At 73.5% G+C, this 26,390-nt stretch carries 25 protein-coding genes; 9 read left to right on the forward strand and 16 right to left on the reverse strand.

The genetic code is table 11. From position 1 onward, the window contains the following. The first annotated feature begins 179 nt into the window (after positions 1-179). Positions 180-3,554 (forward strand): pyruvate carboxylase, encoded by a 3,375-nt coding sequence (locus ACZ5NW_RS05850; RefSeq protein ID WP_468742459.1) that lies wholly within the window; start codon positions 180-182, stop codon positions 3,552-3,554. 54 nt (positions 3,555-3,608) lie between these two features. Here the strand turns inward: ACZ5NW_RS05850 and ACZ5NW_RS05855 are convergent, their stop codons facing one another. Then, positions 3,609-6,152 (reverse strand): discoidin domain-containing protein, encoded by a 2,544-nt coding sequence (locus tag ACZ5NW_RS05855; protein ID WP_468742460.1) that lies wholly within the window; start codon positions 6,150-6,152, stop codon positions 3,609-3,611. A 300-nt stretch (positions 6,153-6,452) separates the two neighbouring features. On the opposite strand from ACZ5NW_RS05855, the gene ACZ5NW_RS05860 reads away from it, so the two are divergent. Further along, on the forward strand, positions 6,453-7,667 hold the full coding sequence (locus ACZ5NW_RS05860) for an aminotransferase class V-fold PLP-dependent enzyme (protein WP_468742461.1): 1,215 nt from the start codon (positions 6,453-6,455) through the stop codon (positions 7,665-7,667). Between the two features lie 21 nt (positions 7,668-7,688). Here ACZ5NW_RS05860 and ACZ5NW_RS05865 read toward each other — a convergent pair whose 3' ends face one another. The 6 genes from ACZ5NW_RS05865 to ACZ5NW_RS05890 form a co-directional block, all read right to left on the reverse strand. After that, entirely contained in the window at positions 7,689-8,396 is a 708-nt protein-coding gene (locus tag ACZ5NW_RS05865; protein WP_468742462.1) for an FAD binding domain-containing protein, read from the reverse strand. A gap of 168 nt (positions 8,397-8,564) precedes the next feature. Next, entirely contained in the window at positions 8,565-9,596 is a 1,032-nt protein-coding gene (locus ACZ5NW_RS05870) for a maleylacetate reductase (RefSeq protein WP_468742463.1), read from the reverse strand. Beyond that, on the reverse strand, positions 9,593-10,519 hold the full coding sequence (locus tag ACZ5NW_RS05875) for a dioxygenase family protein (protein ID WP_468742464.1): 927 nt from the start codon (positions 10,517-10,519) through the stop codon (positions 9,593-9,595). The genes ACZ5NW_RS05870 and ACZ5NW_RS05875 overlap by 4 nt, the downstream gene beginning before the upstream one ends. A gap of 15 nt (positions 10,520-10,534) precedes the next feature. Continuing rightward, positions 10,535-11,473, reverse strand: coding sequence for a PhzF family phenazine biosynthesis protein (locus ACZ5NW_RS05880; protein ID WP_468742465.1), 939 nt, complete (start codon positions 11,471-11,473; stop codon positions 10,535-10,537). Between the two features lie 85 nt (positions 11,474-11,558). Further along, on the reverse strand, positions 11,559-11,822 hold the full coding sequence (locus tag ACZ5NW_RS05885) for a DUF1876 domain-containing protein (protein WP_468742466.1): 264 nt from the start codon (positions 11,820-11,822) through the stop codon (positions 11,559-11,561). A gap of 76 nt (positions 11,823-11,898) precedes the next feature. Continuing rightward, the gene (locus ACZ5NW_RS05890) at positions 11,899-12,891 is read right to left on the reverse strand and encodes a GerMN domain-containing protein (RefSeq protein WP_468742467.1); all 993 of its coding nucleotides are present in this window, start codon (positions 12,889-12,891) and stop codon (positions 11,899-11,901) included. A gap of 128 nt (positions 12,892-13,019) precedes the next feature. Here ACZ5NW_RS05890 and ACZ5NW_RS05895 point away from each other — a divergent pair, with 128 nt between their 5' ends. Beyond that, positions 13,020-13,697, forward strand: a complete 678-nt coding sequence (locus ACZ5NW_RS05895; protein WP_468742468.1) for a hypothetical protein — start codon at positions 13,020-13,022, stop codon at positions 13,695-13,697. Positions 13,698-13,740: 43 nt separating this feature from the next. Continuing rightward, positions 13,741-14,124, forward strand: a complete 384-nt coding sequence (locus tag ACZ5NW_RS05900) for a cupin domain-containing protein (RefSeq protein WP_468742469.1) — start codon at positions 13,741-13,743, stop codon at positions 14,122-14,124. A gap of 21 nt (positions 14,125-14,145) precedes the next feature. Here the strand turns inward: ACZ5NW_RS05900 and ACZ5NW_RS05905 are convergent, their stop codons facing one another. After that, entirely contained in the window at positions 14,146-15,147 is a 1,002-nt protein-coding gene (locus ACZ5NW_RS05905; protein WP_468742470.1) for an LLM class flavin-dependent oxidoreductase, read from the reverse strand. A gap of 87 nt (positions 15,148-15,234) precedes the next feature. Between ACZ5NW_RS05905 and ACZ5NW_RS05910 the strand changes: the two genes are divergently transcribed. Beyond that, positions 15,235-16,041, forward strand: coding sequence for a helix-turn-helix domain-containing protein (locus tag ACZ5NW_RS05910; protein ID WP_468742471.1), 807 nt, complete (start codon positions 15,235-15,237; stop codon positions 16,039-16,041). Here the strand turns inward: ACZ5NW_RS05910 and ACZ5NW_RS05915 are convergent. Both ACZ5NW_RS05915 and ACZ5NW_RS05920 read right to left on the reverse strand, forming a co-directional pair. Beyond that, positions 16,010-16,552 (reverse strand): dihydrofolate reductase family protein, encoded by a 543-nt coding sequence (locus tag ACZ5NW_RS05915; RefSeq protein ID WP_468742472.1) that lies wholly within the window; start codon positions 16,550-16,552, stop codon positions 16,010-16,012. The genes ACZ5NW_RS05910 and ACZ5NW_RS05915 overlap by 32 nt on opposite strands. A gap of 84 nt (positions 16,553-16,636) precedes the next feature. Continuing rightward, positions 16,637-17,437, reverse strand: coding sequence for an alpha/beta fold hydrolase (locus tag ACZ5NW_RS05920; protein ID WP_468742473.1), 801 nt, complete (start codon positions 17,435-17,437; stop codon positions 16,637-16,639). Positions 17,438-17,590: 153 nt separating this feature from the next. Here ACZ5NW_RS05920 and ACZ5NW_RS05925 point away from each other — a divergent pair, with 153 nt between their 5' ends. After that, on the forward strand, positions 17,591-18,820 hold the full coding sequence (locus ACZ5NW_RS05925; RefSeq protein ID WP_468742474.1) for a CaiB/BaiF CoA transferase family protein: 1,230 nt from the start codon (positions 17,591-17,593) through the stop codon (positions 18,818-18,820). Between the two features lie 53 nt (positions 18,821-18,873). Beyond that, positions 18,874-19,377 carry a DinB family protein gene (locus ACZ5NW_RS05930; protein WP_468742475.1) on the forward strand — a complete coding sequence of 168 codons (504 nt, stop codon included), beginning with the start codon at positions 18,874-18,876 and terminating at the stop codon, positions 19,375-19,377. On the opposite strand, the gene ACZ5NW_RS05935 is transcribed toward ACZ5NW_RS05930, so the two are convergent. Beyond that, positions 19,374-20,420, reverse strand: coding sequence for a bifunctional class I SAM-dependent methyltransferase/NUDIX hydrolase (locus tag ACZ5NW_RS05935; protein ID WP_468742476.1), 1,047 nt, complete (start codon positions 20,418-20,420; stop codon positions 19,374-19,376). The two genes, ACZ5NW_RS05930 and ACZ5NW_RS05935, sit on opposite strands and share 4 nt — an antisense overlap. 129 nt (positions 20,421-20,549) lie before the next feature. On the opposite strand from ACZ5NW_RS05935, the gene ACZ5NW_RS05940 reads away from it, so the two are divergent. Both ACZ5NW_RS05940 and ACZ5NW_RS05945 read left to right on the forward strand, forming a co-directional pair. After that, entirely contained in the window at positions 20,550-20,990 is a 441-nt protein-coding gene (locus ACZ5NW_RS05940) for a helix-turn-helix transcriptional regulator (protein ID WP_468742477.1), read from the forward strand. 10 nt (positions 20,991-21,000) lie between these two features. Then, a complete protein-coding gene (locus ACZ5NW_RS05945; RefSeq protein WP_468742478.1) occupies positions 21,001-21,411 on the forward strand; it encodes a VOC family protein in 411 nt (136 codons plus the stop codon). A 30-nt stretch (positions 21,412-21,441) separates the two neighbouring features. Here the strand turns inward: ACZ5NW_RS05945 and ACZ5NW_RS05950 are convergent, their stop codons facing one another. The 5 genes from ACZ5NW_RS05950 to ACZ5NW_RS05970 form a co-directional block, all read right to left on the reverse strand. Next, positions 21,442-22,095 carry a lysophospholipid acyltransferase family protein gene (locus ACZ5NW_RS05950; RefSeq protein WP_468742479.1) on the reverse strand — a complete coding sequence of 218 codons (654 nt, stop codon included), beginning with the start codon at positions 22,093-22,095 and terminating at the stop codon, positions 21,442-21,444. 103 nt (positions 22,096-22,198) lie between these two features. Further along, positions 22,199-23,092, reverse strand: coding sequence for an expansin EXLX1 family cellulose-binding protein (locus ACZ5NW_RS05955; protein WP_468742480.1), 894 nt, complete (start codon positions 23,090-23,092; stop codon positions 22,199-22,201). A gap of 146 nt (positions 23,093-23,238) precedes the next feature. Further along, complete coding sequence (locus tag ACZ5NW_RS05960) at positions 23,239-24,465, reverse strand: glycosyltransferase (protein WP_468742481.1); 1,227 nt, start codon at positions 24,463-24,465, stop codon at positions 23,239-23,241. Further along, a complete protein-coding gene (locus ACZ5NW_RS05965) occupies positions 24,462-25,265 on the reverse strand; it encodes a MerR family transcriptional regulator (RefSeq protein WP_468742482.1) in 804 nt (267 codons plus the stop codon). The genes ACZ5NW_RS05960 and ACZ5NW_RS05965 overlap by 4 nt, the downstream gene beginning before the upstream one ends. 50 nt (positions 25,266-25,315) lie before the next feature. After that, positions 25,316-26,278, reverse strand: a complete 963-nt coding sequence (locus ACZ5NW_RS05970) for an Lrp/AsnC family transcriptional regulator (protein WP_468742483.1) — start codon at positions 26,276-26,278, stop codon at positions 25,316-25,318. Positions 26,279-26,390: the final 112 nt, after the last annotated feature.

Genomic DNA, 26,390 nt, shown 5'->3' on the forward strand with positions numbered 1-26,390 from the left:
TACCGGCGGTACTGGTCGGTAGGTTACGTTTCAGTAATGTAACGGGGTGTGAACGCCGGTCGTGGGAGACACGTATCAGCGAAGAAGGGGCCCGACCGGTCGAGTGGCCCGGCTCACATGGCACTCCGGGGGCGACACCGACACCATGGTCCCGTCACCGGCAGGCTGAAGGGATCCGCATGTTCCGCAAGGTGCTGGTCGCCAACCGAGGCGAGATCGCGATCCGGGCGTTCCGCGCGGGCTACGAACTGGGCGCGCGCACCGTCGCCGTCTTCCCCCACGAGGACCGCAACTCGCTCCACCGCCTCAAGGCCGACGAGGCGTACGAGATCGGCGAGCCGGGACACCCGGTGCGGGCCTACCTCTCCGTCGAGGAGATCGTCGGCGCCGCGCGCCGGGCGGGCGCCGACGCGGTCTACCCGGGCTACGGATTCCTCTCCGAGAACCCCGAACTGGCCCGCGCCTGCGAGGAGGCGGGCATCACCTTCGTCGGCCCCAGCGCCGACACCCTCGAACTGACCGGCAACAAGGCCCGCGCGGTGGCCGCCGCCCGCGAGGCGGGCGTCCCGGTGCTCGGCTCCAGCGCGCCCTCCACCGACGTCGACGAACTGGTCCGCGCCGCCGACGGCATCGGCTTCCCCGTCTTCGTCAAGGCCGTCGCGGGCGGCGGCGGGCGCGGCATGCGCCGCGTCGAGGACCCCGTCCACCTGCGCGAGGCGATCGAGGCCGCGTCCCGCGAGGCGGCCTCCGCGTTCGGCGACCCCACCGTCTTCCTGGAGAAGGCCGTCGTCGACCCCCGCCACATCGAGGTGCAGATCCTCGCCGACGGCCAGGGCGGCGTCATCCACCTCTTCGAACGCGACTGCTCGGTGCAGCGCCGCCACCAGAAGGTCATCGAGCTGGCCCCCGCACCGAACCTGGACCCCGCCGTGCGCGACCGCATCTGCGCCGACGCCGTACGGTTCGCCCGGACCATCGGCTACCGCAACGCGGGCACCGTCGAGTTCCTCCTCGACCGCGCCGGCCGCCACGTCTTCATCGAGATGAACCCCCGCATCCAGGTCGAGCACACGGTCACCGAGGAGGTCACCGACGTCGATCTGGTCCAGGCCCAGCTGCGCATCGCCGCCGGCGAGACCCTCGCCGACCTCGGTCTGTCCCAGGACACGATCACCCTGCGCGGGGCCGCCCTGCAGTGCCGTATCACCACCGAGGACCCCGCCAACGGCTTCCGCCCCGACACCGGCCGCATCAGCGCCTACCGTTCCCCGGGCGGCTCCGGCATCCGTCTCGACGGCGGAACCACCCACGCGGGCACCGAGATCAGCGCCCACTTCGACTCGATGCTGGTCAAACTCACCTGCCGGGGGCGGGACTTCAGTGCCGCGATCGGCCGGGCCCGGCGCGCCGTCGCCGAGTTCCGCATTCGCGGCGTCGCCACCAACATCCCGTTCCTCCAGGCCGTCCTGGACGACTCCGACTTCCAGGCCGGGCGCGTCACCACCTCCTTCATCGAGGAACGCCCGCACCTGCTCACCGCGCGCACGTCCGCCGACCGCGGCACCAAGCTGCTCACCTATCTCGCCGACGTCACCGTGAACAAGCCGCACGGCGAGCGGCCCGACCTGCTCGAACCGGTCACCAAACTGCCCCCGCTGCCCGACGGCGAGGCGCCCGCCGGATCCCGGCAGCTGCTCGTCGACCTCGGCCCCGAGGGGTTCGCCCGCCATCTGCGCGCGTCGCCGACGATCGGGATCACCGACACCACCTTCCGCGACGCCCACCAGTCCCTGCTCGCCACCCGGGTGCGCACCAAGGACCTCCTCGCCGTCGCCCCCGTCGTCGCCCGCACCCTGCCCCAGCTGCTGTCCCTGGAGTGCTGGGGCGGCGCCACCTACGACGTCGCCCTGCGCTTCCTCGCCGAGGACCCCTGGGAGCGGCTGGCCGCCCTGCGCGAGGCCGTCCCCAACATCTGCCTCCAGATGCTGCTGCGCGGCCGCAACACCGTGGGCTACACGCCCTACCCGACCGAGGTGACCGACGCCTTCGTGCAGGAGGCCGCCGCCACCGGCATCGACATCTTCCGCGTCTTCGACGCCCTCAACGACGTCGACCAGATGCGCCCCGCCATCGACGCCGTGCGCGCCACCGGCACGGCCGTCGCCGAGGTCGCCCTGTGCTACACCGGCGACCTGTCCGACCCGTCCGAGCGGCTGTACACCCTGGACTACTATCTGCGCCTGGCCGAGCGGATCGTCGCCGCCGGCGCCCACGTCCTCGCCGTCAAGGACATGGCCGGACTGCTGCGCGCCCCCGCCGCCGCGACCCTGGTGGCCGCGCTGCGCCGCGAGTTCGACCTGCCGGTGCATCTGCACACCCACGACACGGCGGGCGGGCAGCTCGCCACCTACCTCGCCGCGATCCAGGCCGGCGCGGACGCCGTCGACGGCGCGGTGGCCTCCATGGCCGGCACGACCTCCCAGCCGTCGCTGTCGGCGATCGTCGCCGCGACCGACCACTCCGCCCGCCCGACCGGCCTGGACCTGCGGGCCGTCGGCGACCTGGAGCCGTACTGGGAGAGCGTCCGCAAGATCTACGCCCCCTTCGAGGCCGGTCTGGCCTCGCCCACCGGCCGCGTCTACCACCACGAGATCCCCGGCGGCCAGCTGTCCAACCTGCGCACCCAGGCGGTCGCGCTGGGCCTCGGCGACCGCTTCGAGGAGATCGAGACCATGTACGCCGCCGCCGACCGCATCCTCGGCCGGCTGGTGAAGGTCACCCCCTCGTCGAAGGTCGTCGGCGACCTCGCCCTGCACCTGGTGGGCGCCGGCGTCGCGCCGGAGGACTTCGAGGCGACCCCGGAGCGGTTCGACATCCCCGACTCGGTCGTGGGCTTCCTGCGCGGCGAGCTGGGCACCCCGCCCGGCGGCTGGCCCGAGCCGTTCCGCACCCGGGCGCTGCGCGGCCGCGCCGAGGCCAAGCCCGACCGGGAACTGACCGCCGAGGACCGGGAGGGCCTGGACAAGGAGCGCCGGGCGACCCTCAACCGGCTGCTGTTCCCGGGCCCGACCCGCGACTTCGAGACGCACCGCCACGCCTTCGGCGACACCAGCGTGCTGGACAGCAAGGACTTCTTCTACGGTCTGCGGCCCGCCAAGGAGTACTCCGTCGACCTGGAGCCGGGCGTGCGCCTGCTGATCGAGCTCCAGGCCGTCGGCGAGGCCGACGCGCGCGGCATGCGCACCGTGATGGCCACGCTCAACGGCCAGTTGAGGCCCATCCAGGTGCGCGACCGGGCGGCCGCCTCCGACGTCCCGGTGACGGAGAAGGCCGACCGGACCAACCCCGGTCATGTGGCGGCGCCCTTCGCGGGCGTGGTCACGCTCGCGGTCGCCGAGGGCGACCAGGTGGAGGCCGGGGCCACCGTCGCCACCATCGAGGCCATGAAGATGGAGGCCGCCATCACCGCGCCGAAGGCCGGGCGGGTGACCCGGCTGGCCATCAACACGATCCAGCAGGTGGAGGGCGGCGACCTGCTCGTCGAGCTGGCCTGACGCACCGAAGGGGCGCGGGCCGACAGCCCGCGCCCCACCGGCCCCTGACAGGCCCTACGGGAACTGCGTCACCTTGGACGGGACGGTGTCCGTGCCCGACGTCGGCGCGCCCGTGTCGTTGACGACGTGCGCGTACTGGCCCTTCCCGCCCAGCGAGATCACCAGCAGATCGTGCAACCTGACGCCCGGCTTCACCGGCACCTGGAAGCCGTGGTGCTGCACGATCGTCGGATCGCTCGTGTAGTTGCAGTAGCTGCCGAGCCCCCACGCCTCGTGCGTGGTCACCGTGTCGGCCACCTTGTAGGCGGCGTAGCCGACGATGCCGTCGTGGGTGATGGCGGCGGCGTTCGGCGCGTCGTACGCCTTCTCGTTCTGGAAGAAGATCGTCCGACCGCGCTCACCGGCCCAGTACACGTCGTACTTGTTGAAGTGCTCGACGAACAGGCCGGTGGCGAGGACGTCGTCGCCGTTGACCCGCAGACCGTAGTCCGCGCGGTTGGTGTCCCAGCCGACGCCGTCGCCGTGGTCGGCGCGCCACAGCCACGTGTGGTCGATGATCACGTCGTCGCTGTTGACCACGACCGAGTTGGTGGCCCGGCCCGCGCCCGCCCCGCCGACGCGGACGAACACGTCCTGCATGGTGGTCGGGTCGGCCGAGTGGTCCGCGCTCGCGTCTGCCGGGCCGATCCGCAGCAGGGTGTCGGAGTTGACCTGGCCGGCGTCGATCAGGAAGCCCGCCAGCCGCACACCGTCCACGTCCGCCACGTGCAGGGCGTCCACGCCGCCGTCCGGCACCAGGGTGGCCAGGCCCAGGCCGAGGACCACGGTGTCGGCGCGGGTCACCTCGATGGCCCGGTCCAGGTGGTAGACGCCGGGCGTGAACAGCAGGTTCAGCCCCTGGGCGAGCGCCGCGTTGATGGTGGTGGCCGTCGCGCCGGGCTTGACCACGTAGAACTGGCTCAGCGGCAGCGACGTACCGCCGGCGTTGGCCGGCCAGGACACCCCGCGCGCGTTGGTGCGCTTGGCGGGCACGAACACCTTGTAGTCGCCGCCGTCCAGGTACAGGAAGGGCTTCTCGCGCGAGACGGGGGTCGTGTCCAGCGTGGTGTACGGGCCGCTGTCGAAGTTCGTCGCCGGGGCGCCCTGCACCCCGGTGAACGTCATGTTCCACACGCCGTTGGTCCAGCCGCCGACGGAGCTGTCGCGGGTGTACCACTGCTGCTGGGAGTACGGTCCGACCGTGCCGTCGATCTTCGAGTCGGCGATGTAGCCGCCGGAGGCCCAGCCGTAGCCGTTGGGCGCCAGGTTGAGGCCGCCCTGGACGTGGATCCGGCGGAACGGCGCGGCCTGGGCGACCGCCCACCGGTCGTCGCCGCTGACGGGCTTCAGGGCGAGGTTCTCCGCCGAACGCCAGAAGTTCTGCGTGGCGTTGCCGTTGAACCAGCCGGCGTCGACGGTGATGTCACCGTTGATCCGGGTGTCGTCCGGGTTCAGCCCGAGCCCGGAGATCGAGGTGTAGAAGCCCAGTTGGGCGTTGATGCCGTTGTACGTGCCCGGCTTCAGCAGGAACTGGTAGCGGCCGCTGCCGAACTGGGCCGACTCCTGCTGGGCGAAGACCTGGTCGAACTTCTGCTGGAGGTTCGGCGTCGACGGGTCGACGACGATGACGTTCGGACCGAGGTCGCCGCCGCCCTGGATCGGGCCGGTGCCGGAGGTGCCGGTGTGCACGGCGACCTCCCACAGGGAGTATCCGTAAGCGCTGCCGCGCACGGTCCCGTTGACGCGCACATAGCGGCCCGAGCCGCTGACGTCGTACGACGACCGGCCGCCGGTCGCACCCGTGACGCTCTGGAGGGTGGTCCAGGTCTGCCCGTCGGAGGAGACCTGGATCTGGAACTCGCGGGCGTACGCGGCCTCCCAGTTCAGATCGACCCCGCACACGTCCTGGACCGAACCCAGGTCGACCCGCACCCACTGGGGGTCGGCGAACTGGCTGGACCAGCGGGTCGCCGGGTCTCCGTCGAAGGCGGCGGACGCGGGGGTGCCGGCGTTCTCCACGCTGGACGCCGAAGCCGGCCTGCCCTGGGCGGCGTTGGCGGTGCCGCAGGTGGTACCGGAGCCGCCGAGTGAGCCGAAGACCTGGAACTCCCAGAGGGAGTAGCCCCAGGAGGTGGCGCGGTGTACGCCCTGCATACGGACGTAACGGCCCTGTCCGGACACGGTGAGGGTGTCCGTGCCGCCGTCGCCGCCGGTGACGGACGTGAGGTCGGTCCAGGTCGCGCCGTCCGCCGAGATCTGGACCTGGTAGTCCTTGCCGTAGGCGGTCTCCCAGTTCAGGACGATCCGGTCGACGGACGCCGTGGCACCGAGGTCGACCTGGAGCCACTGGTCGTCGGAGGCGGCCGAGGACCAGCGGGTCGTGGTCGAGCCGTCCACGGCGTAGGCGGCGGCGGTGCCGGCGTTCTCCGTCGAGGAGGCGGTGGTCGTGCGGCCCTGTGACAAGGGGCTGTCGGCTGCTGCGGCCGACGGCTGGGTGAGAGGAAGGGTGATCAGCGCGGCCGTGGCGGCGAGCGCGACACCCAGGGCTCTGATTCTCATGAATGTCCCTGCGGGTGCGACGAACGTGGGGTGGGGGAGCGTGTGACAAGCCGGATCGCTGCGGCACATGGCTTAGTTCACGGCTTGATTTAACTGATGACCGGTCTGCCGCGGCAAGACGTCGGCAGCAGGATTCTTTTGAAATCCTGACCACGGGCCCCGCGCGTCGGCCCCGGCGGCGTTCAAGAGATGGACGCTCTCGCCCGGGCCGCCCCTGGTCGGACGGCCGCCCCGGCGCGCTGGGTATCGTGAGCGCGCCATCGACGTCGTCACAGGGCCCGACCGCGGGCGAGGAGTCACGTGAACCACACCGAGGTCGTCACCGTCCCCCAGCCGCTGCTGCTCCCCGACGGGCGGCCCGCGGCGGCGGCCTGGACGCTCGACCCCGGGATGCGCCACCTCAACCACGGCTCCTTCGGCGCCGTCCCGCGCGCGGCGCAGGAACGGCAGAACGCGCTGCGGGAGGAGATGGAACGCGCCCCCGTGGTGTGGTTCCCGGCGCTGCCCGCACGGCTGGCCGCCACCCGGGCGGCGATCGCCGAGCACCTGCGGGTCGACGCCGGGGACCTCGCCCTGGTGCCCAACGCCAGCGCCGGCGCCAGCGTCGTCTACGCGGCGCTCGCGGCCCGGCCCGGCGGGGACATCGTGGTCACCGACCACGGCTACGGCGCCGTCACCATGGGAGCCGAGCGTCTCGCCCGGCGCTGGGGCACCCGGGTGCGCATCGCCCGTGTCCCCCTGGCCGCCGACGAGGAACAGGCGTACGAGGCGGTGATGGCCGAGGTGGACGAGCGGGTCGCCCTGATCGTCCTCGACCAGATCACCTCGGCCACGGCCCGTCGGATGCCGGTGGAACGCGTCGGAGCCGAGGCGGCCCGGCGCGGCATCCCGCTGCTCGTCGACGGCGCCCACGCCCCCGGTCTGCTCGCCGCCCCGCTGGAGGGGCTCGTGTGCGACGCGTGGGTCGGCAATCTGCACAAGTGGGGCTGCGCCCCCCGCGGCACGGCCGCCCTGCTCGCCCGGGGCCCGCTGCGCGAGGAGCTGTACCCGCTCATCGACTCCTGGAGCGCCGCCGAGCCCTTCCCGGACCGCTTCGACCAGCAGGGCACCCTCGACGCCACCGGCTGTCTCGCCGCCCCCACCGCCTGGGAGTTCGTCGACCGCGCCTGGGGCTGGGACACCGCCCGCCGCTACATGGACGAACTGGCCGACTTCGGCGCCCGGGTGATCGGCGAGGCGTTCGGGGCGCCGGACGACACAGCGGACGGCGTCGACGTGGGGATGCCCGTGCCGGGGATGCGGCTGGTCCGGCTTCCGGAGGGCCTGGGCCGCACCCGGGTGGAGGCTGACGCCCTGCGGGACCGGGCGGGCGCCGAACTCGACGTGGAGGCGGCCTTCACCAGCTTCGGCGGAGTGGGCTACCTGCGGCTGTCGGCCCACGTCTACAACACCCCCGACGACTACACGTACTTCGCGCGGAAGTGCGTCCCCGTCGTCATGGAGTGGGCCCGCTGATCCGTCGACCCGCTGAGCTGCTCACAAACCGGACAGCAGCTCGGTGACCCGGGTGCGGACCACCGTGCGGGCGGTCGCGGGCAGGGCGGCGAGGTCCGAGTGCTCCAGGGCGCCGAGGGCCTGGTCGACGGCGTCGCACGGGGTCGTCGCGGTGAGGACGTCGTAGCCGTCGCGGACCGCGACCCGCAGCCGGCGCGTGCCGTCCTGCGCGTGGACGGCGGCGGCGACCACCAGCGGCGGCGGCCCGCCCGCGTCACCGGCCTCCTTGTAGTAGTTGCTGGCCAGCGGCGCGCGCCAGCGCAGGTCCAGCAGCACCGGGCGCTTCGCCACGACCTCGGCCAGGTCCGTCTCGTGGACGCCGCTGCGCTCCAGCACCGTCGCCCGCGCGTCGAGGACGAGGGCCGGCGGCAGCAGACAGCGCAGACTGCTGCCCACCAGGTTGCCGCCGACGGTGGCCGTGCGGCGCACGGCGCCCGTGCCCACGCCGCCGGCCGCGCGCCGCAGCACCTCCGGGACCCGGTCGTCGACCTCGCTGAGCAGCGTGGCCGCGCCCAGCACCTCGGGCCCGACCACGGTGGCCTCCGGCACCTGGCGCAGCGACACGACCTGCTCGGGGAACCCCTCCCGCTGGAAGGTCGCCCACAGCAGTGTCGCGCCGCCGATCGGCACCGCTCCCTCGGCCACGCAGCTCTGTATCCCGGACACGGACGTGGGCAGACGCAACAGCACGACAGCCGACCTGCTTTCCTCGAAGGGCCGCGGCGGACGAGGCGGCCCCGCGACCCGGAGCGTGATCTCCGGCGTCCCGCATTCTTCCCGGGCCGGCAGGGGCGCATACAGAGTTCACGGCAGCACTTGTACGCCTCCTGTGCGCGGCCCGCGCCCGCCCGCGCCGTCCTACCAGGCGGCCTCCAACAGCCGCGTCACCGCGTCCGCTTCGGGCGCCCGCGGGTTCGGGTAGGGCTGGGCGACGACGCGTTCGGCGACGGCCCGCAGCCCGTCGCGCGGCACCCCGAGAGCGCGGAGCGTGGTCGGGCCCGCGTGCCGCCGGGCCAGGTCGCCGACCACGGTCACCGGGTCGCCGCCGGTGATCCGCTCCAGCCGGGCCGCCGCCTTCGGCGCCGACGGCAGATTGAAGGCCATGACGTGGGCGAGGAGGAGGGCGTGGAGTTCGGCGTGCGGAAGGTCGTAGGAGCCGCCGAGGGCGTGGGCGAGCTGGTGGTGCAGGCCCATCCGGGTCTGCGCCAGGCACAGTCCGGCGAGCCAGGCGGCCTGCTGGAGACGCTCCCGGCCGGGCAGGCCCGCGAGGTCGGCGAGCACCGGCGGCAGCACGGTGAGGATGCCGTCGGCGGCCTCGGTCGCCAGGGCGTCGCTCGCGGCCGTCGCGTCCGGCGCCCACAGCGCCTCGACCGCGTGCGCCAGCGCGTTGAGGGCGCTGGTGAGGGTGAGCCCGGCCGGCATGCCGACGGTCAGCTCCGGGTCGTAGACGACCGTGCCCGGGGCGATGGCCGGATCGCGGCGGGTCGTCTTCACCCCGTCCCTCGTCTCACCGAGGACGGGGGTGACCTCCGAGCCGGCGTACGTGGTGGGGACGGCGATCTGCGGCAGCCCGGTCCGCACGGACAGCGCCTTGGCCAGGCCGACGGCCGAACCGCCGCCGAGCGCGACGACACTGTCGGCCCGCCGGTCCTCGAGGAGCGTGAGCGCCCGCGCGGTGACGGCGACCGGAGTGTGCGCCACCGGCCCGTCGAAGCGCGCCGCCAGGCGGTCGCCGAGGGCCGCGGCCAGCGCGTCGGCGGCGGATCGGGCCGATCGCGTGGCGACGAGCAACACCCGGCGGGAGCCGAGCCGTTCGGTCTCCTCCGGTACGGCGTGGCGCGCGCCCGGACCCAGGAGCACCCGGGAGGGCGGCGTCTCGTGCACGATCACGCGGGGGCACCTCGCTGGACGGTGACGGGGAAGTCGACGTGGCGGAAGGGGTTGGGCAGCCCGTGTTCGGCGGCCCGGGCGGGGTCGTCGACGCGGGCGAAGGTGCGGATCAGGCTCTCCCTGACGCCGAACACGGCGTCGGAGTCCAGATAGGGGGAGCCGTCGACGTACACATGGGTGGTGAGGGTGCGGAAGCCGGGCGCGGACACCTGGACATGGATGTGCGCGGTGCGGAAGGGATGGCGTCCGGTGGCCTTCAGCAGGCCGCCGACCGGTCCGTCGGTGGGGATGGGGTAGAAGCGCGGCACGACGGTGCGGAACCAGAACCGGCCGTCGTCGTCGGCCGTGAACAGGCCGCGCAGATTGCGGTCCGGGACCTCGCCGGGCCGCTGCACGTCGTAGAAGCCGTCCGCGTCGGCCTGCCACACGTCGACGCCCGCCCCGGCCACGGGTCGCCCCTCGGCGTCGGTGACCCGGCCGGTGACCAGGCACGGCTCCCCGCCCGCCGCGGCCTCGTCGATGCTGTCGCCGAGCGCGCGCGGCGGCGAGTCCACCCCGTGGAAGGGGCCCTCCACGGTGGACTCGGTGAAGGTGCCGTCGGCCGGGTCGGCGAGGGCCTGCACCAGCATCGACACGCCCAGCACATCCGAGAGCAGGATGAACTCCTGCCGGGTGGCGTCGCACTTGTGCCCGGTCTCGGTGAGGAACCGGATGCCCGCGGCCCACTCCTCCACGGTGAGCCCCACGTCCTTCACGAAGGCGTGGGTGTGCCGCACCAGGGACGTGAGGATCTCGCGCAGGCGTTCGTCGGGAGTTCCGGCGAGGGCGGCGGCGACGATCTCCGCGGAGCGCTCCGCGTCGAACAACCCCTGCGGTGCGGGCCGCGGTGTGCCGGTGGTCGGCTCGCGCGTGGGATCGGTCATCTCCCTGCCTTCCGTTCAGAGCCGTACGACCCCGGTGACGATCGCCGCGCCACCGACGTACGGGACGGGGCCGGCGCCGGTGTCGCGCAGGCCGGCGGTGATGGTGGACGGGGCGCCGAGGGAGTCGCCCATGTCGACGGTGAGGTCCGGCCGGCCCTCGCGCGCGAGATGCGCGGCCAGACAGGCCGTGCTGTTGGCGTTGGCGACGTCCTCCGGGACACCGATGGACGGCGCGAACATCCGGGCCGTGACGCGTCCGTCGGACGGGTCGACGTGGTACGCGTAACAGCCCAGCAGCCCGAGCCGGTCGCAGGCGGCCCGCAGCCGGTCGTGATCGGGGGCCAGCGCGGCGAGCGCCGCGCGCGTGGCCACCGGCACCAGCAGACGGGGCCGCCCGATCGAGGCGACCCGGACGGCGGCCGGGGGCAGACCGAGGGCGTCGAAGACCGGCGCGTGGGTGCCGTCCGGGGCGGGTGGGTGCAGTTCGACGGGGCCCGGGTCGAAGGAGGCCAGCAGGCGGCCGTCCAGCCGGGTCACCTCGCCGGTGAAGGCGCGCCTCGCGGTGCGCAGGGCCACGGTGTACGGGCGGTTGGCGGGGCGTTCGGTGCCCCTGGGGGGCTCGCTGCCTTCGCGGTGTTCGCTGCGTTCGCCGTGTCCGGTGCGTTCGATGCGCTCGGCGAGGTAGGCGAGTGCCGCGACCGTTCCGTGTCCGCAGGCGGGCAGTTCTCCGGTGGCGGTGAAGAAGCGCAGCGAGACATCGGTCCCGCGCTCCCCGGCGGCGACGAACACGACGTGCGAGGTGCCCAGCCGGCCCGGCAGCGACCGGCGCTCCTCGTCGCTCAGACCCGTCTCGTCCAGCACGGCCGTCGGGCTGCCGCCCCGCCCCTCGCGCGCACACGCCCGCACGATGGTGACGGCCGGGCCACCGCCGTTCCCCTCCGCTGCTCCGGACACGGGAGCCATCGTAGAGCCGGCGCGGACGGTGGGCGGTGCGCGGGGTCCGCCCGCGCACCGGTCACCCGTCGGCGGGCCGACGTCCTCACCAGCGGATGGGGCCCGCCATTTCCACGATGTCGTCGGCGGCCACGTCATGAAGGCGGATGGCGAGGTCCTCCAGGGCGCGGCTGACGGCGAGTTCGTCGCCGATCTCGGGGATCGGCCGGTCGATCGGATTGCGCCGCGCGGCACCCCGCCCGGTCAGGGTCGATGTCTCGGGCGTGGTCAGCACGGCGTGCGCCCGCGTGTCGTCGCCCTCCTCGGTGATGTAGATCTCCACGATCCACTGCTTGGCTTCCACTGTCATCGCCTCCGTGAGCGGATTCCCCCACTTATCAGGCTGCGTCCCCGCCGAGGGCGCGTCCAGCGCGGCCGGTTCCCGGTCAGCGGCCGACCGTCAGCGGCACGGTGTCGACGGTCACCGCCCTGCCGTCCCTGGGGGAGACGTAGTACGCCGTGAGCACACCGGGACCGCCGCGGGCCGCCTGGTACGGGAAGATCACGTCGAACGTGCCGCGGGTGCCGGAGCCGGACGACGCCAGGACCCGCACATCGGCGGCCGTGTGCCCGGACGCGTCCGTGAGCTTCAGCCGGAACTCCGCCTCGAAGGTGTTGGCGCTGCCCCACACCCGGACCGGGGTGCGGACGGTGTCGCCGATGAGCGGCGACTCGACCAGGACGGCCGGCGCGACATCCTCGAAGTCCGCCCGTCCCACGGGGTGGTCGAGGGGGACGCCCGCGCTGCCGAAGGACGTGACGGGCCTGCCGTCCAGTTCGAAGCGCACCGTGCGCACGGCGGGGGAGCGGGTCACGGTGAACACCACCTGGGCGAGCCGGGCGCGCAGGGAGGCGGTGCCGCCGCCGTCGTCGTACCGGCCGGAGAGGTCGACGGTCGCGACACGGTCGCGCACGGCCAGTGAGCGCAGGGTCGTGCCCGACGGAATGGCCGTGGTGCGCCCGTGCCGCCCCTCGTAGCCGCTGGGGCCCGCCAGCAGGGCGCGGACGGCGCCGGTGACGGTGCCCGGAGCGGTCACGGTGCGCGGCGCGGGCGAGACGTGCTCGCCGTGCAGGAAGTACACGGCGGCGGTCACCCGGCGGGTCGTGGTGGCGCCGGGCGGGCTGGTCGTGGGGGACGGCGCGGGAACCGCCGGTGTCGTCGGCCGGCCGGTGTCCGTCTCCGACGGGGCGGCGCCGGACGTGGTGCCGCCCGGCGTCACCGATGTACCGGCGGATTCCGACGGGCGGGCGGAGCGGTCCGACGCGCTCCCGCCGTTGGAGTCGCAGCCCCCGGCGGACAGGAGCGCCAGCGACAGGGCCGCGGTGAGTGTGACGAGGGCGCGCCCGCGAGGGCGCGGAGCCGGGTGTTCGCCGATCATGGCTGCCTCCTGCGCCCCTCCAGCGGCCTGGCACACGGGCCGCGGCGCCGTCATGAGTACGCGTACTCAAGTGTCCCTCGTGCGACCCCCGATACAAGGGGCGGGACGGGTAGGGCAGGATCGGAATCATGTCCACCTCAACGTCGGTCCGTCGCGTGCCGCTCGCCGGTGCCGCCCTCACCCTCCTCGCCGCGCTGACGCTCACCGCCTGCGGTCACGAGCGCGCGTCGGACCCGGTGGCCGCGGGCCCAGCGGGCCCCGCCACGAGCGCCTCGCCCGGCACACCGACCGCCCCGGATCCCGCTACGAGCGCCTCGCCCGGCACGCCGACCGCCCCGGAGCCCGCTACGCACACCTCTCCCGGCACCCCCTACGTGGAGCCGGGGGCCGGTGACGGCGCGCCGCACTACAACGAGAACAACGGCTACCGCCGTGAGGGTGAGATGACCCCCGCGCACGAGCGGGAGGCGGAGCGGGAGGCCGAACGCATCAGGCCGGTCGTCAAGCGGCTGTGGGAGCAGAAGAAATGGGACCCGGCGTCCGTGCGCGCGGCCCTGGTCGGCCTCGGCTACGAGGAGGAGCGCGACACGCGGGACGGCAAGCGGCTCGGTGGGACGCTCACCGTCCGGGGAATGTACCCGCGCTTCGAGAACAACGGCTATGTCACGCCGGAGGGTTCGCTCATCGCGGTGCGCGTGCACGACGACGCGTGCGTCACGGCCTACCTGCAGAAGTCGAACTACGTCGTGCGGACCAACGGCCTGTACCCGGAGAGCGGCTGCTTCGAGCCGCCCGCCGGGCACTGAGCTCCCAAGGCGACGGCCGGCGCTGCTGCTAGCGTCCCGCCCCGTGAACGAGAGCGTGTACGTGGGCAACGCGGGGCAGGACGCGGCACTGGACCGGGGATGGCTCCTCGGCCACTTCAAGGACGCCGGGGATCCCCGGCACAGCGAGGCCGTGGAGATCAAATGGGGTGTGCACCCGCGCGGTGACGAGCGGACTCAGTGGGTGACGGGCGAGGAGCGAACGGCCCTGCTGCTCCTCGTCAGCGGCCGCTTCCGCGTCGAACTCCCCGGGCGCAGCGTCCTTCTGGAACGGCAGGGGGACTACGTCGTGTGGGGACGCGGGGTCGACCACTCCTGGTTCGCCGAGGAGGAGTCCGTCGTCCTGACCGTCCGCTGGCCGTCCGTACCCGGTTACGCGGTGGAGGGACCGCCGTCGCAGCCGTCCTGACCGGACCGGGCAGAAGGCCGGCTACCTGGGGACGATCCTCCCCGGCTCGCTCCGAAGGCCGACCGTCGAGCTCTCCGGAGCGAGGGCCCGTACGGTGGGGAGAAGGTCCCCGAGGCGTTCGAGCTGCTCGCGCTGGGAGGTCAGGTCCAGGGCGGCGAGGCGGGTGACGATGTGCCGGGCCCCGGCGGCGACGTAGCGTCCGAGGCCCTCGACCACCTGGGCCGGGGTGCCGGTGACCACGGCCTGGATCCTCTCCAGCTCCGCGAGCGGCATGCCGTAGGTCGCGTGGGCGTAGGCGTTCAGGGCCCGGCGGCCGCTGTCGACGTCGTCGTCGATCCGCACGGTGACGAAGAGAGCGGGGGTGATGTCCCCGGCCTCCCGTCCGGCCCCGGCCGCCGCCTCGTGGACGGCGTGCAGGCCGGACGCGTAGTCGCCGGGGTCGGGCGGATACGGCAGCCATCCGTCGTACATCCGGCCGGTGCGGGCCAGCGCCGCGGGGGTCGCCCCGCCGAGCCAGACGGGCGGCCCGCCGGCCCGGAACGGCCTGGTCGCGGGCGGGATGTCGGTGAAGTGGAGGATCTCGCCGTGGAAGGAGTCGGCGCCGTCCCACAGGGCCCGCCACAGCGCGACGGTCTCGTCGAGACGCGCGAAGCGCCGCTCCCACGGCACCTCGGACAGGGTGTAGAAGGGTCTGCCGAAGCGGCCCGGGAAGCCCGCGCCGACCGTCACGGCGAGCCGGCCACCGGACAGCAGGTCGATGGAGGCCAGCGACTGCGCGGTCTGGACGGGCCGGCGCAGGAAGGGCAGCAGGGCCGCCGTCCCCAGGGTCGCGGTTCCGGTCGCCGGGGCGAGCGCGGCGAGCATCGTGAGGGCCTCGATGCGCGGGCTGATCAGGGAGTCGTTGACGAAGAGCGAGGAGAAGCCGGAGCGTTCGGCCCGGCGGCCGAAGTCCACGAGTTCGCGGGGGTCGTCGGCCGGGCCCCACTGGGCGGCTCCGGTCGGAAGCAGTACGCCGATGTCCATGCCGCCGATCGTCGCGACCGGGTGTGCTGATCGACAATTCCCCGCGGGGAATGGCCCGGCACCCGTCCTTCCCGTTACAACAGGGCCGTGGACTTCCCCAGCGCCCTGCGCGACCGCCGGACCCGACGTCATCTCAGCCAGCTCGACCTGGCACTCCGGGCGGGCACCACCCAGCGGCACCTCAGCTTCATCGAGTCCGGCAGATCCGTGCCCGGCCGGAACATGGTCGTCCGGCTGGCCGAGTCGCTGGAACTGCCGCTGCGGGAGCGCAACGAGCTGCTGCTGGCCGCCGGATACGCGCCCGCGTACCCCGAGAGCTCCCTCGACGACCCCCTGCTGGCTCCCGTGCGCACGGCGATCGACCACATCCTGCGCGGCCATCTGCCGTATCCCGCGCTGGTCGTGGACCGGGGCGGCGCCCTGATCGCGGCGAACACCGCCTTCGACCTGATCACCGAGGGCGCGGCCGCCGAGCTGGTCGGCACGGGCGCCAACGTCTACCGCCTCGCACTGCACCCCGACGGCCTGGCCCCCCGCATCCGCAATCTGGCCGAGTGGGCCCGCCACATCCTGGCCCGCCTCGACCACCTGCCCGAGCTGCGCGACGAACTGGCCGCGTACGTCCCTGAGTTGGGGCCGGGGGCCGGACAGCTCGGCTTCGCCGTGCCGCTCCGGCTGGGCTCCTCGTACGGTGAGCTGAACCTGATGACGACGATCACGACCTTCGCGACCGCCGTCGACGTGACCCTCGCCGAGCTGAAGCTGGAGGCGTTCCTGCCCGCGGACCGGACCACCGCCGAGGCCCTCACGACGGCCGCCGCCCCCCGGCCCCGCCAGCGCTTCGACACCGACTGCGGGACGCCTACTTCCGCACGCGGAAGCGGAGCATCGTGACGGCGCCCGACTGGGTGTTGCCGATAGGGTCCAGGTCGATCCTGCCGAGGCCCGGGGGCGAGAAGCGGACACCGTCGCCGAGCAGCACCGGAACGACATACACCAGGATCTCGTCGACGAGCCCGCGCTCCAGGCACTGGGCGGCCACGTCAGCACCGAGGATCTCCAGGTTCTTGCCGCCCGCGGCGCCGCGCGCCGTGGCGACGGCCTCCTCGATGTCGCAGGTGAGGAACGTGACGGTGGGGTCCGGCTCGTCGGGAGGCTCATGGGTGAGGACGAACTGCGGTCCCCCCTCGTAGGAGGTGTCCTGGCCGGCCATGCGCTGGGCCACCTCGTACGTGCCCCGGCCGACGAGCATGGCGCCCGTGGCCGCCATGACCTCCGGGAACGCATCCGGGGCCAGGTACTCGAAGACCCAGTCCATCGCGTGGCCGGGACCGGCGATGAACCCGTCGAGCGACATCGCCCTGTTCACGACCACTCTGCCGGGGCCGCGGCCCACATCGCTCATACGTCTACTCCAAGGACTTTGGAGGCCCGAGACCGAAATCTTAATTCGGCCGGGTCGAGGCGTCGTGCGGGACGGCGTCCGCGGTCACGCCGCTTCGCTGAGAAACGCCGTGACCAGCGCGCTCGCCTCGGCGCGGCACTCCTGGAAGTACGCGTGCCGGGCGCCGGGGAAGACATGCGTGCGGGCGTCGGGGACGCGGGCGGCGAGCAGGGCGACGTTGTCGACGGGGGTGAGCCGGTCCTGGTCGCCGTGGAGGATCAGGGTCGGGGCGCCGATCCTGGGCAGCGCGTCCCAGGCGTCGTGGCGGTTGCTGGCCCACAGGTGGCCGAACCGGGCGTGCGGCGGCATGTCGGGGTCGCCGAGGGTCGTGTACGGGCCGGGGTGGGCGGCGCGCCAGGCCGGGGTGTACATGAGGTCGGTCAGCGCTCGCCGTACGGCCTCCGGGTCGGGCTGGGCCAGGGACCGCCGCACCGCGTCGTCCCGCTCCACGGCGTGCGTGCCGCCCGGCGAGGTGCAGCCGAGGACGAGCCGCCGCACCCGGTGCGGAAAGTCGGCGGCGACCCACTGGGCGACCCGGCCGCCCATGGACGTGCCGTACACGTCGGCCCGCTCGATGCCCAGCTCGTCGAGGACGGCGATCACATCGGCGGCGAACTGCCGGGTGGAGTACGTCCCGTGGGGCTTGTCGCTGGCCCCGGTGCCCCGGTAGTCCAGGGTGACGATGCTGTGCGTGCCATGGAAGTCGGTCCGGACGCCGTCCCACCAGTGGTGGTTGTTCGCCTGCCCGGCGAGCAGGACGAGCGGCGGCCCGTCCCCCTCGCGCCGGCAGGCCAGGCCGGTGCCGTCCTGGGCACGGGCGACGGTGTGTCCAACGAGGCGGGTCATCGGGTCTCCGGGGGCTGCGGGGCCCAGCGGGGTTGATCGCTCCGCACCGCCAGCGCACCGGGCCTGATTCCATCAACAGGAGTTTCGCTCAAGCCGTCTTGAGTGCTCATGATGGTACTCCAGCCGGTCGAGCCCACCCCCGGAGGCCAGCACATGCCCGAGCACGCGGAAGGCTGGCCCGAGCCGGAGCACGGCGAGGCCCTGCCCCTCTCCGGCATCACCGTCGTCAGCCTCGAACAAGCGGCCGCCGCCCCCTTCGCGACCCGTCAGCTCGCCGACCTCGGCGCCCGGGTGATCAAGGTGGAGCGCCCGGGCGGCGGCGACTTCGCCCGCCGCTACGACACGACCGTGCACGGCGAGTCCAGCTATTTCGTCTGGCTGAACCGTTCGAAGGAGTCCGTGACCCTCGACCTGAAGGCGCAGGCCGGACGTCAGGTCCTGGAACGGCTGCTGGCCCGCGCGGATGTGTTCGTGCAGAACCTCGCGCCCGGGGCGGCCGAACGACTGGGCCTCGGCGCGGACGCGCTGCGCGAACGCTTCCCGTCGCTGATCCCCTGCACGATCTCCGGGTACGGCACCACCGGCCCCTGGGCCGACCGCAAGGCCTACGACCTGCTGGTGCAGTGCCAGACCGGCCTGGTCTCGCTCACCGGCAGCCCCGACACGCCCGCCCGCGTCGGTATCTCCGTCGCCGACATCGCCGCCGGCATGTACGCGTACTCGGGCATCCTCACGGCCCTGTTCACGCGGGCGACCTCCGGGGCCGTACGCGCGGTGGAGGTGTCGCTGTTCGAGGCCCTCGCCGAATGGATGGCCCAGCCCGCCTACTACACGCGGTTCGGCGGCACCCAGCCCCCGAGGATCGGCACCCAGCACGCCACCATCGCCCCCTACGGCGCCTTCACCTGCGCCGACGGCAAGGACGTCCTGTTCTCCGTGCAGAACGAACGCGAATGGGTCCGCCTGTGCGATCGGTTCCTCGACGCCCCCGGCCTTGCCGATGACCCCCGTTTCGAGACCGGCTCCGCCCGGGTGGCCCACCGCGACGCGCTCAACGCGATCGTCGCCGAGCGGTGCGCCGCTGCGGACAGCGCCGAGGTGATGAAGGCACTGGACGAGGCGGGCATCGCCAACGCCGGCGTCAACGACATCGCCGCCTTCCTCGACCATCCGGTGCTCGCGGCCCGGGACCGATGGCGGGACGTGGTCCTGCCCGGAGGAGCCCGGGTCCCGTCCCTGCTCCCGCCGGTGGACCTGGCGGGCGTGACCCCGCGCATGGGCGCCGTGCCGGGCGCCGGCGAGCACACCGACACCGTCCTCGCCGAACTGGGCTACGGCCCCGACGAGATCCGGACCCTGCGCGCCGACGGCGTCGTCCCGTGAGGCCGCGTAAATCCGCTCGACACGGCCGCGTACGGCCCGGCATGCTCGCGTCGATGACACGCACCGATACGCCTCCCGCCTGGGACGAGCGCACCCAGCTGACCACCTTCCTCAACTACGTCCGCGCCACCGCACGCGCGAAGTGCGAGGAACTGTCCGATACGGACGCCCGCAAGGCGCACCTGCCCGGCTCGCCCCTGATGACCCTCAGCGGAGTGATCAACCATCTGCGCTGGGTGGAGTACTGGTGGTTCCAGGTCGTCTTCCTCGGCGAGGAGGACGAGGGCCCGTGGACCGAGGAGGACCCCGACCGCGAGATGCGGATCGCGGTCGACTTCCCGGTCTCGCAGCTCCTCGCCGAGTACGCCGAACAGTCCGCCCGCTACGACGCGTTGGTGGCCGCGCACGACCTGGACACCAAGGCGCAGCGGACGCGGAGGGACGGCAGCGCGGTGGACCTGCGCTGGATCCTGCTGCACCTCATCGAGGAGACGGCCCGCCACAACGGCCATCTCGACATCCTGCGCGAGATGGCCGACGGCCGGACCGGCTCCTAGAGCGCGGTGAAGTCGTCGGCGACCGGGTAGCGGTGCACCGGTGGGAGGCCGGTGAGCAGGCCGGGCCGGACCGTGTCCAGGACGTGCGCGCTCGGCGTGAACAGCGGCTGGGCGAGGGCGGGCAGGTCGGTGATCTCGTGCCACTCCCACCGGTGGACCAAGTGCGGCTCCCTGACGGCCGGTTCACCGCTGAACGCGCTGACCCGGACGGCGGCCGTCACACGGGGGATGCCGTGCACGGAGTCCATGAGGAGCGCCACGACCCGCGCGTCACCGGCTTCGACGCGCAGCCCGGTCTCCTCCGCCAACTCCCGTACACCGGCTTCCAGGAAACCCTCGCCGGGATCGGTCTTGCCGCCGGGCAGCTCCCAGACCCCGCGCACCGACCAGCCCAGCAGGACGCGCCCCGCCGGGTCGGTGACGACGACGCCGGCGCCGGTCAGCGCATGCGGCGAGGGCTTGCCCCGCCCGGCGTACGAAGGCCGTACCGCGACGGGATCGCGCAGCACGACGAACGCCAGGCCGTCCGCGTCGTGGCGCTCGACGACCCCCCACCCCGCACCCAGCAGAGCCAGCTCGTCCTCGTCCAGGGCGATACCCCGCTCTCCCTTAGGCACGGTGGAGGCGGCGGGGGTGATGACGCACACCGCCCCGCCGGGCCGCAGCCGCTCCCGCAGCCGGTTCATGACCCGGGTGCGGTCGCGCAGGAAGGCCCAGCCGATACGGAAGGTGATCAGGTCGTACGACGGATGCGGCAGGCCGTCCGGATCGTCCCGCTCGATGTCGAACTCCCGGTAGCTGACGGCGTCGTGGCCGGGGGCCCGGTCCAGGGCGGCGAGGCTGCGGTCGACGGCGTCGACCTCGTACCCGCTGTCGGCGAGAAACCCGGCGAGCTCCCCGAGCCCGCAGCCGATGTCCAGCGCCAGCCCGCCGGCCGGTGCCGGCAGACGCGTGGCGAACAGCTCGCGCTCGGCGTCACCGAGACGCCGGAAGGACCGGCCGCTCGTGTCGTACGCGTCCCACTGGGGTGCGGGGTGTCCCACGGGTGAGGCTCCTTCGGGTGGCCGGCGGGGTCTGCCCCATGGTCGCCGAAGAGGGTGGGCCGGTGGAACCGCACCCCGGCGTCCTCGCAGGCCGGCGGCGTTGTCGGAGGGCGGTGGTACGTTGCTGGCATGACCCCGGAAGAGCTGGCCAACCTCACCCTCCTGCGCCGGGCGCGGGATCTCATCGACCGGGAGTACGCCCGCCCGCTCGACGTTCCGGCGATGGCCCGGCACGCCCTGATGTCGCCCGCGCACTTCTCCCGCCAGTTCCGCGCGGCCTACGGCGAGACGCCGTACAGCTATCTGATGACCCGCCGGATAGAGCGTGCGATGGCGCTGCTGCGCGCCGGGGTCAGCGTCACCGACGCGTGCATGGCCGTGGGGTGTACGTCGCTCGGGTCCTTCAGCTCCCGCTTCTCCGAGATCGTGGGGGAGACCCCGAGCGCGTACCGGGCCCGGGAGCATCACGCCGTGGAGGCGATGCCTCCGTGCGTGGCGAAGGTGCGCACCCGGCCGACCAGGATCACACCGAGCAGGATTCGAGAAGCGGGGGGCGAGACCGCCGCCTAGCGTTGCCCGCATGACCATCGCACTCCAGTACTGCCACATCACCGTCAACGACGTGGACGAGGCGCTCGCCTTCTACCGCGACGCCCTCGGCCTCGAACTGCGCAACGACGTCGCCTCGGGCGACTTCCGCTGGGTCACCCTCGGCAGCTCGACCCAGGAGGGCCTGGAGATCGTCCTCTCGGAGCCGCACGCGGGCCGGTCGCAGGCCGACGGAGACGCCCTCCAGGAGCTGCTCACCAAGGGGGTGCTGCCGTCGACGGTGTTCCGCACCGACGATCTCGACGCCACCTTCGAAAGGCTGCGGGCCTCCGGCGCGGAGGTGCTCCAGGAGCCCATCGACCAGCCCTGGGGCCCGCGCGACTGCGCGTTCCGCGACCCGTCGGGCAACATGGTGCGCATCAACCAGCAACCGAAGTCGTAGCCTTCGGCCCGGCAGCGCTGCCGCGCCGCCTCACTCCGCCGCCCGGCCCAGCCGCTCCGTCGCCGCGTTCCACGCCGCCGTGACCGCTGTGTGGGCCTGGGCGGTGCGGGAGCGGCGGTCGCCCTCCAGGGTGAGCGGCGGGCCGGCGTGGACGTGCAGCCGGGGACGGCGCACGGGCGCGGTGAGCAGGCCGGCCAGCTGTTTGGCGGGCCGGCCGGAGGTGATGCGGCGGGCGCCCGCCTGACCGAGGGGGACGACCGGGGCGCCGGTGGCCTCGGTGAGCCGGGACAGACCGCTGCGGAAGGCGCGGGGCGCGCTCTCGCCGGCGTCGGTGCGATCGGGCAGGCCGCCCTCGGGGTAGATGAGCAGGCGCCCGCCCTGTTCCAGCGTCTCGGCGGCGAGGCGCAGCGCGTCGGCCGCCCGCCGGTCCCGACGGTGCACGGGTATGTGCCCTCCCCGGGCCAGCAGGGCGCTGAGCACGGGCACGCGCCACAGGCCGGCCGCGGCCATCACGGTCGGCCGGACGCCGAGACGGTGCAGCGCCGCCAGGACGACCGCAGGGTCGGCGAGCGAGGTGTGGTTGGCGGCGATGACGCACCCCGGCGGGAAGTCCGCGCCGGGGTCCGCGCTGACGGTCAGCTGCCCGGCCGCGGGGACGAGCGCGTGGGCGAGCGGGCTGAGCATCGGCTTCTCCTGGGCACGGGGCGCCCGAGGGCGCGAGGACGTTCACCTCATCATCGCCCGGCCCCGTGCCGTGGACCTGAGCACGCGTACTCAGATCGCGCCGTCAGTGCTGGGCGAACTGGAGTCCGGTCCGCTGGACGACGTCGGGCCGTACCGCGATCCCCTCGGCGGTCAGGCGCTCCCCGTAGATGTCGGTGATCCTGATCGCGCCGCCGCACCCGCCGCCGTCCTCGGAGAGGAAGTAGTTGTAGTCGGTGCGGGGCAGCCTGCGCCAGGTGCCGCCGGCGCGGACCTCCAGCCGGGCCACGGGGTTGCGGTGGCCGATGACCTGGATGCCGCACCACCACTGGCTGGACCCGGTCTTGTAGCGGATCGACAGCGTGCCCACGGAGCCCGGGCTCAGCAGCTTCCAGGTGATCGGGATCCGGCCGACCGAGAGGTCGGCGAGCTTCGCGAACGCCTGGGTGCTCAGGTCGAGTTGACCGGGCGCGCAGGGTGCCGGGCACTCGTTGGTGATCCGGACCGTCAGTGACCTGCCGTTGGACGCGCGGACGAGCACGTAGGCCCCGCACGCCTTCGAGCCCTCGTAGTCGGTCGTGTTCATCGCCGCGATCATGAGGTCGTCGCTCGGGCCGAAGAGACACGCGCCGTCGCCGGAACCGGCGTCGTAGGCGGTGGCCACTCCGCTGTGGCTCGACCCCGGCCGGATGCGTCCCGCGAGCCCCGGCCCGGCGGACGCCGCGCGGGGGGCGCGCGTGGCCGAGGGGGACGGAGCCGCGGAGCTCGCACTCGGGGACGGCGTCGCGGAACGCGTCGGGGTCGCCACGGCCGATCGGGCGGGCGTGGGTGCCGACGCGGAGGCGGACGTGGGCGCGGAGGTGGGAGCGGGCGCCGACGCGCTGTGGCCCGCCTCGGACTTCTGGTCGTCGGCGGGGAGCGCCACCAGCAGGTAGGCGAGGACGGCCACGGCGGCCAGCGCCAGGGGAGAGACCGTCATCAGCCGGATCCGGCGCCTGCGGCGCCCTGCGGCCACTCTCGTTCGTGTTTCCTTCATGCCCATCCGTTCGGAGGCTCGGGGCGATCATGCACCCTCCAGTGGCCGCCGGGAGGGAAAAGGTTGCCGAACCCCTGCTGTGAGCACGGTCACATTTCTGCGGGCCGACGAACCAGGTTCCGGACGGCCCTGAGGACCTGCTCCGTGCCGTCCTCCCCCGTCATGTGCCGGGCGGCCCGCGCGGCGGCCCGGGCGTAGGTCTGCCGACTCACGATCAGATCGAGCGCCTCGGCGAGCCGTTCGCCGGTGAGGGAGCGGAAGGGGATCGGCTCGGCCGCGGCGCCCAGGGCGGCGAGCCGCCGCGCCCAGAACGGCTGGTCCGCCGTCACCGGCACCGTGACCGCCGGAACTCCCGCCCGCAACGCGGCGGCCGACGTGCCGGCCCCGGCGTGGTGCACGACCCCGGCCAGCCGGGGGAACAGCGGGGCGTGCGGCACGTCCCCGATGGTCAGCACGTCGTCACCGTCGGCGGCGAGCCCCGCGGCGCCGGACTGGAGGATGCCGCGCAGCCCCCTGCGGCGCAGGGCGGCCACGGCGATCTCGCTCAGCCGCTCCCCGTCCCCCGACGCCATGCTTCCGAAGCCGATCAGGACGGGCCGGGGCCCGGCGCGCAGGAACTCCTCCAGCCGCGTCGGCAACGGTTCGGCCGTGTCGTAGTGGGGCCACCAGGTGCCCACGACCTCCAGGCCGTCGCGCCAGTCGGCGGGGCGCGGCACCAGCGCCGTGCTGACGCCGTACAGCACGGGCCAGTTGGCCCGCTCCTGGCGCCGGCGCATTGCGGAGGGGGAGAGCGGGGGCAGCCCGAGGCGCTGCCGCAGCTCCGACACCGCCCGCTCGTAGACCCGGTCGGTCATGCGCAGCGCGAAGCGTCCGGCGGCGCGGTTGCCGAGGCGGCCCAGCGAGCGGGAGCCGGTGACCACGGGCGGGAAGTCGCCGGTCGGCGCGGTGGGTTGGAGGTACACGCCGAGGGCGGGGACGTCGGTGGCCTCGGCGAGGTGCCAGCCCAGCGGGGCGGTCGTGGCCGACAACAGCAGCAGATCCGTGCCGGCGTCCACGGCGTCGGCGAAGCCCTGGCCGAGGTCCGTGACGAACGCGGCGGCGCTGCGCAGCAGGTGACGCCGGTCCGTGACGTCGCCCCGCGCGCGGGGGTCGCCGGGCAGGGAGCGGTGCTCCAGACCGGCGGCGTGCACGAGGGGGGCGTAGGAGTCGGTGGTGGCGAGGGCGACGTCGTACCCGGCGCGGCGCAGTGCCACGCCCAGGCCGGTGTAGGGCGCGACGTCGCCGCGCGAGCCGGCCGCCGCGATCAGGATCCTCATCGGTCGCCCTCCGTCACGGCGTCGGCGCGATGACCGTCGTGGCGGGCCGCGTTCGCGTGGACGGCCTTGCGCAGATACGCGGCGAGGCCGGGGCGCTGCTGCGACGGAGGCACGACCAGTGCGAAGGCGCGCGGATCGGCGAAGTCGTCCGCGATCCGCCGATGCATGTCCGGCGGGCAGGACGTGAACCAGCGCGACACGTGCAGGCGGTGCTCCTCGGCGAGGTCCATCGCCCGCTCGCCGTCGCAGGGTTCGCCCTCGTCGAAGGCCGCGAGCAGCTCCCCGCGCCAGGCGGCGGCCTCACCCATGAGCCGCCGCCAGTCCTCCTTGGTGTGCGCGGCCGCCCGCGCCATCGCCTCGCGCCGCCCCTTGGAGCGCGCCCACTTCAGCTCCGCCTCGGTGGCGTAGCTCAGGTCGAAGGTGATCTCCCCGAACACCTCGAAGCGCTCCTCAGGGGTCAGCGACACGCCGGTCCGCTGGACCTCGATGGCCCGTTCCGCCACCTCGGCCAGCCGTCGCAGCCGCGCGATCTCCTCGTTCAACTGCCGCTGCCGGGCCTGTAGTTGCTCCAAGGCGTTGGCCTGCGGGTCCTTGAGGATCGAGGCGATCCCGTCGAGGGAGAAGCCGAGTTCACGGTAGAAGAGGATCTGTTGCAGCCGGGTCAGGTCGGCGTCGGTGTAGAGCCGGTATCCGGCGTGGGTGCGCTCGCTGGGGGAGAGCAGCCCCGCCTTGTCGTAGTGGTGCAGGGTGCGCACCGTGACCCCGGCGAAAGCCGATACCTGTCCCACGGAGTAACTCATCATCCGCCCTTTCGTCGGCCCTCAGCCTCGGGCCTGACGCAGGGGGAGGGTCAACCGGGGCCCGGTGCCCTCGCCGGGCCCGCTGCCTTGAGGGTGCGCAGTACGGGGGCGGTCTCCAGCGTGTGGATCTGGTCGAGCGCGCCGAGCCGTCGGGTCAGATAGCGGTGCAGATCGGCGGGGTCGGAGGACAGGGCCTGGGCGAGGAGGTTGGTGCGCCCGGTGGTGGCGACGACCACGGCGAGTTCGTCATGGCCGGCGAGCGTCCTGGCGACGTGGTCGAGATGGGCGGGCGCCACCGCCATCCACAGCAGTGTCTGGGTGGTGACGCCGAAGGCGGCGTCGTCGATCTCCACGTCGAGGAAGACGGTCCCGCCGGCCCGCAGTTGCGCGAGGCGGCGCGCCACGGTGGCCTGGGACCAGCCGGTGACCGCGGCGAGCCGGGCGTACGAGGCCCGGCCGTCGTGACGCAACGCGTCGACCAGGGCGTGGTCGGCCGGGGTCAGCGGCCGTGGGGCCGACGTGCCGGACGGCACGGGCCGGAGCCGCTCCCGCTGCTCCTCGGTGAGGGTGCGGAGCCGGCCGCGCCATGTCGTGGGGCCGCCCAGATAGGTGTGCAGCAGGCAGTGCGCGGAGACCGCGGTGATGCCCGCTCTGCGCGGCACGTCACCCAGCAGCGGTGGCTGTGCGGCCTGTCGGGCGTGCGCGAGGGTGAAGATCTCCGTGCCGGCCGAGGTCAGCTTGACCCAGGAGGTGTCGGGGCGCCGGGCGAGGGAATGGGCGAGCGCCTGGGAGGCGGCGGGGGTGGTGGTGATCCGGACCATCCACTGGGTCTCGCCCGCGCGATCGCGATCGGTGAGGCCGACCACCCGGAGCCCCGACTCGGCCCGCAGCTTCTGGTAGCGGCGCGTCACCGTCTGCGTGGACACGCCCAGGACGTCGGCGATCCGGCTGAACGGAGCCCGGCCGTCGATGTGCAGGGCGTGGACCAGACCCCGCTCCAGATCGTCCAGCATGGGAACACTCTTTCATCCAGGCCGGGTTGACGGAAGAAACCCTCGAATCAGCCGCCGTGGATGGAACGCGACCCGGCGCGGCCCGACTCTGGTCCCGAGTCGACCACCGGAT

This window comes from Streptomyces sp. NPDC032126 (assembly GCF_055580085.1).